Origin of the sequence: Brevibacterium atlanticum (genome assembly GCF_011617245.1) — a bacterium.
Lineage (GTDB): Bacteria > Actinomycetota > Actinomycetes > Actinomycetales > Brevibacteriaceae > Brevibacterium > Brevibacterium atlanticum.
The window spans coordinates 3,685,949-3,700,476 of record NZ_CP050152.1 but is presented as its reverse complement, the minus strand read 5'-3'; the positions used below and the strand labels follow the sequence as shown (position 1 = coordinate 3,700,476).

Genomic DNA, 14,528 nt, shown 5'->3' with positions numbered 1-14,528 from the left:
CGGTGGGCAGAATGGTCGGAAAATTCTTGATGACCCCCGACCATTTCGCCCACCCGGTGTGGCAGGACGAGCGGTGTCTGCTGAGTCCTGTGTGCTGCTCCGGGCAGGCTGCGTCAGTGCCTCGACCTAAACTGGGCCCATGACGGAAAGCACCCCGACATCCCCACAGGCTCCCGCCGCACCCGACGCCTTCGCCGTCGAAGCCCAGCGGATCCTCGCCGAGCTCACCGCCAACCCGAACGCGCAGTTCCGCGACGGCCAGCTCGAATCCATCCGCGACCTCGTTGAAGCGAAGAAACGCGTCCTCGTCGTCCAACGCACCGGGTGGGGAAAGTCCGCCGTCTACTTCGTCGCCACCCGCATGCTCCGCGCCGCAGGAAGCGGTCCCAGCCTCATCATCTCCCCGCTGCTCGCCCTCATGCGCGACCAGATTGCGGCAGCCGAACGTGCCGGAGTTCGGGCTGCGAGCCTCAACTCCTCGAACGTCACCGAATGGGACTCCGTTCTCGACGACCTCAAAGCCGGCAGCCTCGACGTCCTCCTCGTCTCCCCGGAGCGGCTGAACAATCCGCAGTTCCGCGACGAAGTCCTGCCGCAGCTTCTGAGGTTCCTCGGCCTCATCGTCGTCGACGAAGCCCACTGCATCTCCGACTGGGGCCACGACTTCCGCCCCGACTACCGCCGCATCGGACACATCCTGGCCGAACTGCCGCACGACACCCCGGTCCTTGCCACCACCGCAACCGCGAACTCCCGCGTCGTCACCGACGTCGCCGAACAGCTCGGCAACGACACCACCGTCGTCCGCGGCGAACTCGCCCGCGATTCCCTGCGCCTTGGCGTCCTGCCCGGACTCGACGCGAGTGCCCGCATCGCCTGGCTGTCCTCGCACCTGAACGACTTCACCGGATCCGGCATCGTCTACACACTGACCGTCTCTGCCGCCGAAGACATCACCCGCATGCTGCGCGAACAGGGCCACGAGGTCCGCGCCTACACCGGCCGCACCGACGCCGAAGAGCGCGCCGAACTCGAGGGCCAGCTCAAGGACAACCGGCTCAAGGCGCTCGTGGCCACCTCGGCGCTGGGGATGGGCTTCGACAAACCCGACCTCGGATTCGTCATCCACATCGGTGCCCCGTCTTCGGCCGTCGCCTACTACCAGCAGGTCGGTCGCGCTGGCCGCGCCACCGACTCCGCCGATGTCCTCCTGCTGCCCGGGGCGGAAGACGAACAGATCTGGGAGTACTTCGCGACCGCGTCAATGCCGAACCAGGACGATGCGAACGCCGTGCTCTCCGCCCTCGCCGAGGCGGACGGCCCCCTGTCCGTGGCCCGCTTGGAGACGCTCGTCGGAACCAAACGCTCCCGCCTGACCCTGCTTCTGAAGACCCTCGAGGTCGAAGACGCCGTGACCAAGGTCAAAGGCGGCTACGTCTCGACCGGTCAGGGCTGGACCTACGACCGGGAACGGTATGAGAAGGTCGCGGCCGTGCGCGCCGAGGAAGCCAGAGCCATGCTCGACTACGAAGCGACCGGGCAGTGCCGGATGGAGTTCCTCATCCGCCAGCTCGACGACCCCGACCCGCAGCCATGCGGACGCTGCGACAACTGCGCGGGCGTGTGGTTCTCCGCCGAGATCTCCGACGAACAGCGTCAGGCAGCGGCCGGGAACCTCCACAAGATCGGCCTGCCCATCGAACCGCGCAGCACCTGGCCGAGCGGCCTGGCCAACATCGGCGTCCCGCTCAAGGGCCGGATCCCCGCCGAAGAACTCGCCGAGGAGGGTCGTGCGATCGCCCGCCTGTCCGACCTCGGGCAGGGACAGAGCCTGCGCTCATTCCTCGCCCCCGATGCTCCCGACGCCGAGGTGCCCGGGCAGATCGGCAAATGGTGCCTCGAAGTTCTCGGGCAGTGGGACTGGGCCACCCGCCCCGAGGTGGTCGTGTCGATCCCGAGTGCCCGACGTCCCGTGACCGTGCGATCCCTGGCGGCGAATCTGGCCGCGGCCGGTCGCCTCGTCGACGGGGGCGAACTGCTGCAGGTCGGCGAGCACGGCACCCCGGACGTCAACAGCGCCTTCCGCGTCAAGGACCTCTTCGAGGCCTTCGTCGTCCCGCCCGAAGTCGAGGAGATGGTGGCGGGGAAGTCGGTGCTGCTCGTCGATGACGAGGTCGTCTCCCGGTGGACGATGACCATCTGCGCCAGGCTGCTGCGGAAGGCCGGGGCCACCTCGGTGCTGCCGTTCGCACTCGCCCTGCGGGCTTGAACCCGGGCCTACGGATTCTGCTGGAGCTGGAGCGTCGCTCCCTCGGGATCGGCGACAGTGGCGATTCGGCCATAGGGTGAGCTTTCGGGGCCGGCGAGGACCGTGCCGCCGAGTTCGGCGACCTTCGCCGCCGTGGCGTCGACGTCCTCGACGTTGATGTAGGTGCGCCAATAGGAATTCTGTGCCCATTCGCTGGCATCAAAGATTCCTGCGACAGCTTCCTCGTCGGCCCCGTGGGTGGCGTACGGGTATCCTTCCATCTCAGTGATGTCGAAGGAGAAGACATCCCGGTAGAACTCGTTCGCCGCCTCGTAGTTCGTCGTCATCAGTTCGAACCACACGGGGGTTCCGGGGGTGAGCGGAGTATCGAAGCCGGAGAACTCACCGGGCTGCCACATCCCGATGGGCGATCCCGTCGGATCGACGACGACAGCCATCTGACCGAGCGGACCGACAGGCATGGGGCCGACGACATCCGCAGCACCCGCGTCCAGTGCTGCCTGGTGGACGCGGGCGATGTCGCCCGTGTGCAGGTACGTCGACCAAGCCGTGGGCATCTCCGGGCTCGGGGTGCCGTCCATGTTCATGGCTCGCATGGCACCGCCGACGGGATGACCGTCCTTCGTGATCATGTTGTAGTGGCCGAAATCAGGGCCCTGGTCGGTGAATTCCCAACCGAAGAGCTGGGTGTAGAAGTTCTGACCGGCTTCGAAGTCCTGACAGACATAGTCAATCCAGATGGGCTGGCCTTCACGGGGGTTGGCAGGCATTGCGTCTCCTCTTGCGGCGGTGTTGAGGTGAGTTGCAGTTGTCGGTGCCGACAGCAGGGGGATGACCCTACTGCCAGGCGCGCGTGAAATCCGCGAAGCAGTCGGTCAGCGCCGCCTGCAGAAGCGGACCGAAGGTCACGCGCCCGACCCCGAGCTCAGAGAGCTGAGCGAGGTCGAGTTCTTCGGGCACCGCGCCTTTGATCGGGTGGGCGGTGACATTGAGCGGCAGAGTGATCTGCGCGAGGATCGACTTGAGAGTGCCTGTATCGGGAAGTCGTACGGGGTAGACGGAGTCCGCGCCGGCTTCAGTGCACAGACGGAGACGTCGGACCACCTCGGCGGTGGGATCGTCGAAGTCGCCAGGGTATTTGAACACGTCCGTGCGGGCATTGATGACCACGTGCACGCGTTGGGCCTCGGCGGCTTGGCGCAGGCTCCAGATGTACTCGGCGTGCTCCTCGGGGCTGCGCATGCTGCCCCGGCTGTGCACGGTGTCCTCGATGTTCACACCCACGGCGCCGGCCTCGAGGAGGCCGGAGATGAGCTCAGGAGCGGGGGTGTCGTAGCCGGATTCGAGGTCCGCGGTGACCGGAACATCCACCGCCGAGGTGATCCTTGAGATCCCCTCGAGCGCTTGGTCGAGCGTCATGTTCTCCCCGTCCTCGTGTCCGAGGGAGTCGGCCAGTGGGTGGGAGCCGATGCTCAGGGCGTTGAACCCGACGTCGACCATCGCGCGGGCCGACCAAGCATCCCAGACGGTCGGCAGCACGAGCGGATCGTCCTGGTGATGTCCCTGGAGCAGAGTGAAGGCGCGTTCGGCGAGAACCGTGTAATCGACCATGGACAATACTGTTCCATCTCGAAGGCACGACACGCCAGGGGTCCGACAGGATCACCGGAAGGTTTCAGGCTGCTGCGGTGATAGCGTGAACGACATCCGAGGTTGTCGCACGGAGGGACCGAGGTGGCCGGGTCCGGCACCATTCGCGTTTCGCCCAAACCCGAGCGGGTGTGGGCACTGCTCGCTGTGCTCGCCGGAGCGCTCGCCATCCTCATCGAGATCCCCGCAGCCCTGGTCTCCGAGGGCTCCTATTCCTTCGCGCAGCAGTCGATCAGCCACCTGGGCATGACCGGATGCGGGGAGTGGGGTGACGCCGAATCACCGATCGAAGTGTGCTCACCGGCTCATCCGTTGGTCAACGGCGTGTCCATCATGGCTGGGGCGATGCTGGGGATCATCGCCTTCGTCTGGCACGACTGGATCGCCCCGACCGTCTGGGGTCGATGCGGGTCGTTCCTGCTCGCCGGCGGCGGCATCCTGTTGGCCGGAACCGGAATGGTCCCGGCCGATATCGACCCCACCACCCATGCTGTATTCGGCTTCGGCGGCGCCGCGGTGCAGAACCTCGGCCTGCTGGCAGCAGGCATCGCGCTGATCCGGTGGCCAGAGAGGCGGTGGATCGGGCGCGTCGAATTCGGCGTTCTGACGACCGGACTGGCAGTGTTCGGGCTCGTCGGAACCCTGCTCATGGCCCTCCCCGAGGAGTGGGGCCTGCCGATCGGCATCATCGAACGCGTCGCCGCCTACCCGTTCCTCGTGTGGTTCATCCTCGCCGGGTGGATGCAGCTGCGTGACGCCGCGAGACGCCGGCGGGAGCTGGAAGCCGGGGACTGAACGGGCTTCCAGTCGTGAAGTTCCACGGCTGCGGGGTCTGCGGCGGAGTCCTACAGCCGCGGAGTCCGCGGCGGCACCGTCCGCCGGTCGCCGGTGGCTTCGAAGGCTGCGGCGATCTCGATGAGCGAAGAATCGTCCCAGCCGCGGCCGGCGATCGTCAGGCCCACCGGGATCCCGATGTCGGCCATCGTGCCCATCGGCACCGTCACGGAAGGGATGCCGAGGTGACGGGGTACGAGGTTGCCGTTGGCCACCCAGGTGCCGTTGCGCCATCCGAGATCAGCCGAGGCCTCGTCGACGTCCATATCCGCCGGTCCCACATCGGCCATCGCCGGGAAGATCACCGCATCGAGGCCGTTGGCGTCCATCCACTCCTCGAGGTCGATTCGGCGGGTCTCCTCGAGACCGCGTACACCGGCTTCGAGCTCCGGAATGTCCGTGATCGTCGTGTATCCGTTGGTCCGCACCTGCTCGGGGTAGGTGGCGATGTCATCGTCGAAGCCCGTGTACCGGTCGGGCAGCGCGCCCGCCGGGTGGGGGAAGATCGACGCTCCGTCCACCTCGGCGAGGGAATTGAGGTTCGGGTCCCCGTTCGCGGAGAGGAAATCGTCCCACGCCCACGATGAGAGGTCGTTGATCTCCCTATCGAGGTACTCAGGACTGACGAGTCCGCGGGTGCTGATCGTCGGAGCGCCGAGGCGGTCGCCCTCGTAATTGCTCACGACAGGGAAATCCGTCTCGACCACCTCGGCGCCGGCGGCTTCGAGATCGGCCCGTGCGGCCTCCCACGCCTCGATCACCGAGGCGCGGGTGTCGATCCGTCGGCCCGTGGGTCCGCCGATGCCGCCGTCCGGATTCGTCCCGGCCTCCTCATCGGCGTTGATGTACATCCGCGGCACTCCGAGACGCTTGCCGGCGAGAATCGAGCGGGCCGCCTCGGCGCTGCTCGGCAGCAGAGAGGCATACGAGTCCGGGCGCACGGCACTGGCCTGCGGGATAGTCACCCACGGTTGCACTCGCCAGAAGTCCCCGCGGGTCTCGGTGTCGTCGCCGACGATGACGTCGAGGACTTCGATGAGGTCGGCCATCGTGCGGGTGTGGGGAACGACGACGTCCATGGTGGGTACGAGCGGCCAGTTTCCGCGCACGCTGATGACCCCGCGGGACGGCGTGTAGGCGATGAGCGCATTGTGCGAAGCCGGTGCCCGACCGGAGGACCAGGTCTCCTCTCCGAGGCCGAAGGCCGCGAAGCTCGCCGTCGTCGCCGTGCCCGATCCGTTCGACGATCCGGAGGCGAAGGCGCTGGTCAGCCAGTCGGCGCTATACGGGCTCTCGGCGCGACCGTAGAGTCCGCGTTGCATTCCGCCATTGGCCATCGGCGGCATGTTCGTCAGGCCCAGGCAGATCGCCCCGCCGGCGCGCAGCCGTTCGATCGTGGACGCATCCTTCTGCGCGACGAGGTCGGCAAACGCCGGGGACCCGGACGCGACGGTGAGACCGGCGACCATGTATGAGTCTTTTGCGGTGTACGGGATCCCATCGAGGGGGCCGAGCACCTCACCGCGCGCTCGCCGCTCGTCGGAGGCGGCCGCCTCGGCGAGGGCCTGCGGGTTGGCCACGATCACGGAGTTGAGCCGGGTCTCGGTGTCGGGGCCGTCGAAGGCGGCGATCCGGTCCTGGTAGGCCTCGACGAGCTCCACCGAGGTGGTGCTGCCATCTTCGAGGGCGGCTCTCAGGTCGGCGATGGACGCCTCGACGACATCGAACTTCGACATGATCATCCTCCGTGCGCTCGGCAGTGCGCGGCGCACTCGACGGTGCGTGCGCGAGGTGGCTGTGTTCCCGCCCAGACTAGCGCCGATTCGGTCGGGCTGCGCTGCGGAATTCGTCGCCAGGGGTCGCCGAGGACTGTGCAGGCAGCCGGCGGGAGTGGCGGTCGATGCCAGGCATCGCCTGCGGTCGGTCGAGATTCTGCCGGTCGGTACGATCGAGGTATGACGGTCAACGCGATCATTCTCACCGGCGGGCGCTCCCGGAGGTTTGCAGGCGTGCACAAACCCGGAGTCGACGTGGGTGGACAGTCGACGATCTCACGGATCCTTGCAAGTATCCGTGGCCTCGACGAGGGCGCCGAGGTGTGGGTGGTTGGACCGCGGGACGGGCTGTCGGAGGCGGAGCGGGACGACGTGCGTGAAGTACGGGAGGAGCCCGCGTTCTCCGGCCCATTGGCCGGGATCGCGGCCGCCATGGCGGCGATGCAGCCACTGGCCGTGGAGGGTGCGCCGCATCCTGCCGCGTCAGCGGTCCCACAGGCAGACGTCACTCTCGTCCTCGCGGGGGACATGCCGATGATCACGGCGGGCCACCTCGGCGAACTCATTCGCACCTGCCGGGAGACCGGAGGGCCGGCGGCGGGCACGGACGACCGCGGGAAGACGCAGTACCTCTGCGCCGCGTGGCCGACCGAGCTGCTGTGTGCTCGCCTGGCTGACATCGGCGACCCCACCGACGGTGCCGTGAAACTCCTCTTCGCCGTTTTAGAGCCCGCCGTCGTCGACGTCGATCCGCACGTTTTGAAGGATTTCGACACCGCAGCCGAACTCGACGAGATCCGAGCTCGGCTGGAGTGACCGATGCGGTCCCTGATTCGGGAACCGATGCGGGCGGCCGTCGATCCTGCTGAGGACTTCGGCGCGATCAGGCTGCCGCTCAGCCCTGCCTACGCTCCGCCGCTCAGCCCTGTCGGGCCTTGAACTTCGGGTTCTTCTTGTTGATGACGAAGACGCGTCCGCGTCGACGCACCACCTGTGAACCCGGCTGCGACTTCAGGGAGCGGAGGGAATTGCGAACCTTCATGAGCGTGACTCCTTACTGAGAATGAGTATTATTAGCGTCAATACTACGACCTCATCGGGAAGGAAGCGAATGCAGGAACCAGTCGACCGATCGGGGGAGCCGGGCGTGCGGATGCCAGGGCCGGCCGAGCAGATACCCAGGCTGGCTGAGCGGAAGTCGGGGCCGGTCGTGTCTGGGATCGACGCGATCGCCGTCGTCGGACTCTGCGCTCACGAGCGCCGCCGCTATGCGATGGACATGGCCAGGTCCCGGGGCTACGTCTTCGTGCCAGCCGAGCAGACCGAGCAGGGCATCGACGCCATCGACCGCCTCGTCGGCCTTCTCGGCATGACTGCGGGTATTCGCGGATTCGTCCTCGAATACGCCGACGACACCGCGTGCCCAGAGGTCATCGGGGCGCTGAGCGCGGCCGATTCGCCGGCGGTGCTCTCCGATCTCGTCTGCGCCGTCGACCTCACCTGTCTGTCCGGCGACCTCGAGGACGAGGATCGCTGCATTCGGCTCGTCGGGCAGGTCGAGTTCGCCTCGACGCTGGCCCTGTTGGGGGCGGGCGACGGTGAGCCGGCGGAAGCCGTCGACCTTATCGCCCACCTCGCTCCTGAAGCCCACCGATTCGTCCTCGACGGCGACTCGGTGCATGAGCCCGTGTGCTGGGATTTCGGGCAGCGCCCGCCCTCGGCCGGGTGGACGGCCATCCTCAACTCGGAGTTCAGTCCTCCCGGCTGTGCGAAGCGCGCCTCCGGCTTCCGTTACGAGCAGGCGCGGCCGTTCCATCCGCAGCGGCTGCAGGCAGTGCTGACCGCCGCGCTCGGTGAGGGATGTTGGGGACGAATCATCCGGTCGGCAGGGTTCGCGCGCCTGGCATCGCGTCCGTACGTGACGGCCCACTGGGATCAGACGTCGACGCGACTCATGCTCGCGCCGCTGACGGCCGGGCCCTACCTCGGCGAAGGTGCCGAACTGCTGGCGCTGGGACAGGAGCTGGCCTTCATCGGCATCGACCTCGACGAGGCAGGGCTGCGGGAGGCGTTGGAACGCGCGGTGCTCACCGACGCCGAGCTGCTCGCCGGACCCATGGCCTGGCTGGAGTACCCTGACGACTTCCCTGCATGGGACACAGCACACCGAGGCTGACGCTCTCCTGCCGCTGGTGCGCCACGAGCTTCCAGCTTGGTCAACCGACAACAGCTTGGCCCATGCACCGAGCTGCTGTCGGTTCACCAAGCTGTTGTGCGAGTTTCGGGCCTCAGTCGGCTGCGGCGGTTCGGCAGTCGGCGCAGATGCCGAAGATCTCGAACACGTGGTGTGTGATCTCGAAGCCGTGGGAGCCTGCGACGGTGCGCATCCAGTCCTCGCTGGGCGGGTCGATCTCGACGGCGGTACCGCAGCGTTCGCAGACGAGATGATGATGGTGTTCGGCCTGCGCGCAGGCGCGGAAGAGCTGCGTCTCACCGATCGTGATCGTATCGGCGTCACCGCTGCGACCGAGTGCGTTGAGCTGACGGTAGACGGTGGCCAGGCCGACGCTCGCACCGTCGTCCTCGAGCCGGCGGTGGAGCTGCTTGGCCGAGACGAAGCGGGTCTCTGATTCCAAGGCGTCGCGGATGAGGGCCTTCTGTGCCGTGCTGCGTGTCTTCTTCTCCGGAGCTGCCATGGCTGGAGACCCTCCTCGATGATCCCGAGCGAACCGCATATGCGTGAGCGTGCATATGCGGAAGAAATAATGAAACACGTTACCATTAACGGGCGAGAAATCGAGCGGACAGCACCAGCACAGGGGGAGACATGGGCGGAGCTCAGCGCAGACCAGCGATCCCGGTCATCCTCCTCACCGGCTACCTCGGCGCCGGTAAGACGAGCCTGCTCAACCACCTGCTGCGCCACCCCGATGCCCGCATCGGCGTCATCGTCAACGACTTCGGCGAACTCAACATCGACGCCGGGCTCGTCGTCGGGCAGGTCGACGAACCGTTCTCGATCTCCGGCGGGTGCATCTGCTGCCTGACCGATGACTCCTCACTCGAGGACGCGCTGGTGGCGATGACGGACCCGAGCCTCCGCCTCGACGCGATCATGATCGAAGCCAGCGGCTTCGCCGAACCGCTGACCCTGGCACGGATGGTCACGCGCATGGGCCGCCACCGGTTCCACCTCGGCGGGGTCATCGACGTCGTCGACGCGACCATGCACTTCAAGACCGTCGATACCTCGCACCTGCCGCCGCTGCGCTATGCGGCCACCACATTGGTGTTGGTCAACAAGCTCGATCAGCTGCCCGAATCCGACCGCGACGCCGCGATCGAAGCCGTTCGCGACCGCGTACACCAGCGCAACCCGCGCGTGATCGTCATCGGCACGCACCACGCCCGCCTCGACCCCGCCCTGATCTTCGATCCCGGAGTGGGGGAGCGCGACTACGCCGACCGTCGCCGAGGTGGGGCCTCCGACGGGGACGAATCGATCCAACCCGAACTGCCCATCCGGGAACTGCTGCGCCAGGCCTACGCGGAAGCAGCGACCGAGCAGACCGGCGAGGACGAGGCGGTCCTGCCGCACCGCCATGCCCAGTCCGTGACCGTCACCGGCACCGGATGCGCCGACCCGGACGCGGTGATGGACTTCGTCGAGGACCTCCCGTCCGGGGTCTACCGGGTCAAGGGCACCGTGCTCGTCGAAGTGGGACCCCGTCGGACCCGGTTCGGTGTGCAGGCTGTGGGTCCGAACGTCTACGTGTCCGAGCAGACCGGGCAGGCCCCGGATCTGCAGGACGCCGACAGCGTCCTCGTCGTCATCGGTGAGGATTTCGACATCGAGGCGGCCCGCTCCGCCCTCACCTCCGCGCTCAGTCCGGGCGCGGACCACAAGACCGGCAATGACCATGAAATCGGTGCCGGCCTCACGACCGGCACTGCCCGCGCCGAACGCCTCCTCCACCACGTACGCTTGCACAGCTGATCAGCGCTGACGCGGGCGAATGCGGCGGCCTCCGCTGGCCGACAGTCGACACCCCGGTCCGACAATCGACCCTGCACGCGGGCAATCCTCCGGGACCTCTCCGCATTTCCTGAAGGCGGTCCGGAGGGAAACACCCGCGCCCGAGCTCGGCCGGGAAACCTAGGGTCGAACCAGAGGCCGGCGATCGAGCGAAATCATCCCTTTGGGGGACACGGTTGACACCATTCGGCCGACGCGAAGACGCCCCTCGACCCGGAAGACTGAATACGCTGCCCCACGGCCGACCGCACCGAACCAGCCGGAAGCAGCCCGACCGACACCAGCCCGACCGCAAGCCATCACTCCCGAACCCGGAGGAACCCGTGTCCCTGATCACCCGGATGAGTCTGAAGAACCGCCTCATCGTCGGACTGCTCACCCTCGTGATCGCCGTCTTCGGCGTCGTCGCGACCACCTCGCTCAACCAGGAGACGATGCCCTCGGTCGACCTGCCCAGCACCTCGGTGCAGGCAACCGTGCCCGGCGCCTCCCCGGAGGTCGTCGAAGAGACCGTGACGAAACCGCTGGAAACCGCGCTCGAGGGGGTCGGCGAACTCGAATCGGTGACCACCTCCACCTCGTCGGGGATGATGACCGCCGAGGTGACCTGGCCCTTCGGTGAAGACTCCGAGAAGATGACCGACTCGATCCGTTCGGCCGTGGACGGAGCGAAGGCGGACCTGCCCGACGACGCCGAGGTCGAGGTCCTGTCCTACCAGATGGATGACGTTCCGGTGTCGATGTTCGCCGTCTCCGGCGGAGATCCGAAGACGCTCGGCGACCGCCTCGAAGCCGACCTCGTCCCCGAGCTGCGCGCCCTCGACGGTGTCTCGAACGTCGAGGTCACCGGTCAGGACGAACAGCGAGTGACCATCTCCTTCCGCCCTGAGGATGTCGCGGAGCACAACGTCGTCGAATCTTCGGTCCCTGACGAACTCGAAGCCGCCGGCACCGTCGTCCCCGCCGGTCGCAGCAGCCAGGGCGACACCTCGATGGCCGTGGAGGTCGGCACCGAGGTCGACGCCGTCGAACAGATCGAGAAGACGCCGCTACGCACTCAGGACGGCACCGTGCTGCTCGGCGACGTCGCCGACGTCGACCTCGACTCGATCGACAAGACCTCACTGTCCCGCGCCGACGGCGAGGACTCCGTGACCGTCTCGGTGACCAAGGACCAGGACGCCAACGTCGTCGACGTCTCCCACAAGGTCGCCGACACCCTCGACCGAGTGGGTCCGACACTCGGCGACGACACGGAGTTCTCGACGATCTTCGACCAGGCGCCGGAGATCGAGAAGTCCATCCACGACCTCTCCGTCGAAGGCGGACTCGGCCTGATCTTCGCGATCTTCGTCATCCTCGCCTTCCTCGGCTCCTTCCGCTCGACCATCGTCGCCGCGATCTCGATCCCGATGTCGCTGCTCATCGCGATGATCGGCCTCCAGGTCGGCGACTACACACTCAACATCCTCACCCTCGGAGCCCTGACGATCGCCGTCGGCCGCGTCGTCGACGACTCCATCGTCGTCATCGAGAACATCCGTCGGCGGCAGGGCACAACCGACCTGACCATCAACGACATCGTCGCCAGCGTCAAACAGGTCGCCGGAGCCATCACCGCCTCGACCCTGACCACCGTCGCGGTGTTCCTGCCCATCGCCTTCGTCGACGGCATCGCCGGACAGCTCTTCCGACCCTTCTCGGTCACAGTCTCCCTGGCGCTGTTGGCCTCGCTGGTCGTGGCGCTGACGATCGTCCCGGTCTTCAGCTATTGGGTGCTGCGCCGCAGCCCCAAACCGCTTTCACCCAAGCGGCAGGCCGCCACTGACCGCAGCTTCGAGCTGTGGACCGCCAAGCAGCACAAGAGGGCTGTGGCCCGGGCCGAACGCCGCCAGAAGACGATCGAGAAGAAGAACGCGAAACGCGCAGCCAAAGGTAAGGACCTGCTGCCGGACGCGACCGTCGAGCCCGTCGTCTCACCGGCACCGGGGGACGGAGAGGCCTCCGGTCGGGTCGACCGTCTCCAGCAGCGCAGCCTGCCCGCCATCATCTCCGCCCTGCACCATCCCTGGCGGACGATCGCGTTCTCCGTGATCATCTTCATCGTCACGATGATGGGTGCGACCTTCCTCAAGACCGACCTGCTCGGTTCGGCTGGAGCCAACTCCCTCTACATCACCCAGACACTGCCGGCCGGGGCATCGCTGGAAGCCGGAGACAAAGCCGCCAAGCGCGTCGAAGCCGTCCTCGGCGACGACCCGGATGTCGACACCTACTCGACGACGGTCAACGGCCCGGAATCCGGAGCCGAGAACCAGTTCAACGTCACCCTCGCCGAGGATTCCGAGGCCGAGGTCGCGACGAACCGGATCCGCACCCAGCTGGGCGACCTCGGTAAGGACGCCGGTGACATCGACGTCCAGGACGCCGGCGGATCCGTCAGCGACGAGGTCGAGGTCACGCTCTCGGGTACTGACTTGGCAGCACTGCGGAAGGCCGCCGACGAGGTGACGACGACAATGGCGGACACTGACGGTGTCCGATCCGCCCGGAACGACCTCGCCGCCGATCAGCCGGTCATCGAGGTCGACGTCGACCGGGAGAAGGCCGCCGACTACGGGTACAGCCAAGCCGAGGTCGGCCAGGCCATCGCCGCCGCTCTGCATGGCACCGAGGCGGGAAAGCTGACCTTGAAGGGCAAGGAACGCGACATCTTCCTCGCCCCGACCCACCAGGATGCGACCCCGGATGAGATCCGTGCACTCGAGCTGCCCGTCACCGAGGTGCAGACGCAGAACGCACAGGAAGAGGCCACCGACAGGGTCGAGAAGAAGACCGACGCCCGCGCTGAAGAGGCCAAGCGCAAGGCCGCCGACGATTCGGCCGAACAGCTCGACCAGGCGCGCGAGGCCCGCGACGATGCCGCCGACCAGCTCGAAGAGGCCCGCAAGGCCCTGCGCGAGGCTGAGAATCCACCGCCGGCACCGAGCCCCGCCGAGACGGCCGCCGATCAGGTGGAACAGGCCCGCGAAGGAGTCGAACAGGCGGAGAAGGGCCTGAAGGAGGCCAATGACGCGATCGACGACCTCGTCGACGGTCAGCGTGAACAGGAGCAGACTCAGGAAGAGGAGCAGAGCCTCGCCGACGAGCAGGCCGCCATCCCCGACATCACCGGTGACCCGATCACCGTCGACGAGATCGCGAAGGTGAGGAAGGCCGAGACCCCAGCGACGATCGATCGCGCCGACGGCGACCGCCGAGTCACGGTGTTCGCGACCCCGGCCGAGGGTCAGCTCGAAACGGTCACTGCTGCCGCCACCGACCTGACCGAGACCATGGACCTGCCCGAAGGCGTGAGCTTCGACGTCGGCGGTGCCAGCCAGGAGCAGGCTGATTCCTTCGGTCAGCTCGGGGCGGCTATGGCCGTGGCGATCGTGCTCGTGTTCCTCGTCATGATCGCGACGTTCCGCAGCTTCGTCCAGCCGCTCATCCTGCTCGTGTCGATCCCGTTCGCCGCGACCGGTGCGGTGCTCCTCCTGCTGGTGACCGGAACGCCGTTGGGCATTCCCTCGCTCATCGGTCTGCTCATGCTCATCGGCATCGTCGTGACGAATGCGATCGTGCTCATCGACCTCATCAACAAACTCCGCGAGGACGGCCTGGACCTCATGGACGCAATCGTCCACGGCACTCGGCTGCGCTTGCGCCCGATCCTCATGACCGCGGCCGCGACGATCTTCGCGCTCGTGCCGATGTCGCTGGGACTCACCGGTGGGGGAGTCTTCATCTCACAGCCGCTGGCGATCGTCGTCATCGGCGGGCTCACCTCGTCGACGGTGCTCACCCTCATCCTCGTCCCCGCGCTCTACCTCCTCGTCGAACGACGCAAGGAGACCCGGGCAGCCCACAAGGCGGAGAGAAGAGAGGCGAAGCGGGCGGCCGAGGAGTGACCCCCTCAATTGCT

At 67.0% G+C, this 14,528-nt stretch carries 11 protein-coding genes; 6 read left to right on the top strand and 5 right to left on the bottom strand.

The window, feature by feature from the left end; translation table 11 throughout:
• The first annotated feature begins 139 nt into the window (after positions 1-139).
• Complete coding sequence (locus GUY23_RS16460; RefSeq protein ID WP_166974348.1) at positions 140-2,269, top strand: RecQ family ATP-dependent DNA helicase; 2,130 nt, start codon at positions 140-142, stop codon at positions 2,267-2,269.
• Positions 2,270-2,277: 8 nt separating this feature from the next.
• On the opposite strand, the gene GUY23_RS16455 is transcribed toward GUY23_RS16460, so the two are convergent.
• On the bottom strand, positions 2,278-3,039 hold the full coding sequence (locus GUY23_RS16455) for a VOC family protein (protein ID WP_166974345.1): 762 nt from the start codon (positions 3,037-3,039) through the stop codon (positions 2,278-2,280).
• 67 nt (positions 3,040-3,106) lie between these two features.
• On the bottom strand, positions 3,107-3,880 hold the full coding sequence (locus GUY23_RS16450) for an isocitrate lyase/PEP mutase family protein (RefSeq protein WP_166974342.1): 774 nt from the start codon (positions 3,878-3,880) through the stop codon (positions 3,107-3,109).
• A 123-nt stretch (positions 3,881-4,003) separates the two neighbouring features.
• On the opposite strand from GUY23_RS16450, the gene GUY23_RS16445 reads away from it, so the two are divergent.
• Positions 4,004-4,714: a DUF998 domain-containing protein gene (locus GUY23_RS16445; RefSeq protein ID WP_166974336.1), complete on the top strand. Its 711-nt coding sequence runs from the start codon at positions 4,004-4,006 to the stop codon at positions 4,712-4,714.
• Positions 4,715-4,764: 50 nt separating this feature from the next.
• Here the strand turns inward: GUY23_RS16445 and GUY23_RS16440 are convergent, their stop codons facing one another.
• Positions 4,765-6,489: an amidase gene (locus GUY23_RS16440; RefSeq protein ID WP_166974333.1), complete on the bottom strand. Its 1,725-nt coding sequence runs from the start codon at positions 6,487-6,489 to the stop codon at positions 4,765-4,767.
• A gap of 219 nt (positions 6,490-6,708) precedes the next feature.
• Here GUY23_RS16440 and mobA point away from each other — a divergent pair, with 219 nt between their 5' ends.
• The gene (gene mobA / locus GUY23_RS16435; RefSeq protein ID WP_166974330.1) at positions 6,709-7,344 is read left to right on the top strand and encodes a molybdenum cofactor guanylyltransferase; all 636 of its coding nucleotides are present in this window, start codon (positions 6,709-6,711) and stop codon (positions 7,342-7,344) included.
• Between the two features lie 103 nt (positions 7,345-7,447).
• Here the strand turns inward: mobA and ykgO are convergent, their stop codons facing one another.
• Positions 7,448-7,570 carry a type B 50S ribosomal protein L36 gene (gene ykgO, locus GUY23_RS16430; RefSeq protein WP_166974327.1) on the bottom strand — a complete coding sequence of 41 codons (123 nt, stop codon included), beginning with the start codon at positions 7,568-7,570 and terminating at the stop codon, positions 7,448-7,450.
• Between the two features lie 69 nt (positions 7,571-7,639).
• Here ykgO and GUY23_RS16425 point away from each other — a divergent pair, with 69 nt between their 5' ends.
• On the top strand, positions 7,640-8,704 hold the full coding sequence (locus tag GUY23_RS16425; protein ID WP_166974324.1) for a GTP-binding protein: 1,065 nt from the start codon (positions 7,640-7,642) through the stop codon (positions 8,702-8,704).
• Between the two features lie 112 nt (positions 8,705-8,816).
• On the opposite strand, the gene GUY23_RS16420 is transcribed toward GUY23_RS16425, so the two are convergent.
• On the bottom strand, positions 8,817-9,224 hold the full coding sequence (locus GUY23_RS16420) for a Fur family transcriptional regulator (protein ID WP_166974321.1): 408 nt from the start codon (positions 9,222-9,224) through the stop codon (positions 8,817-8,819).
• Positions 9,225-9,355: 131 nt separating this feature from the next.
• Between GUY23_RS16420 and GUY23_RS16415 the strand changes: the two genes are divergently transcribed.
• Positions 9,356-10,525 carry a CobW family GTP-binding protein gene (locus tag GUY23_RS16415; RefSeq protein WP_166974319.1) on the top strand — a complete coding sequence of 390 codons (1,170 nt, stop codon included), beginning with the start codon at positions 9,356-9,358 and terminating at the stop codon, positions 10,523-10,525.
• Positions 10,526-10,905: 380 nt separating this feature from the next.
• A complete protein-coding gene (locus GUY23_RS16410) occupies positions 10,906-14,514 on the top strand; it encodes an efflux RND transporter permease subunit (protein WP_166976330.1) in 3,609 nt (1,202 codons plus the stop codon).
• Positions 14,515-14,528 lie beyond the last annotated feature (14 nt).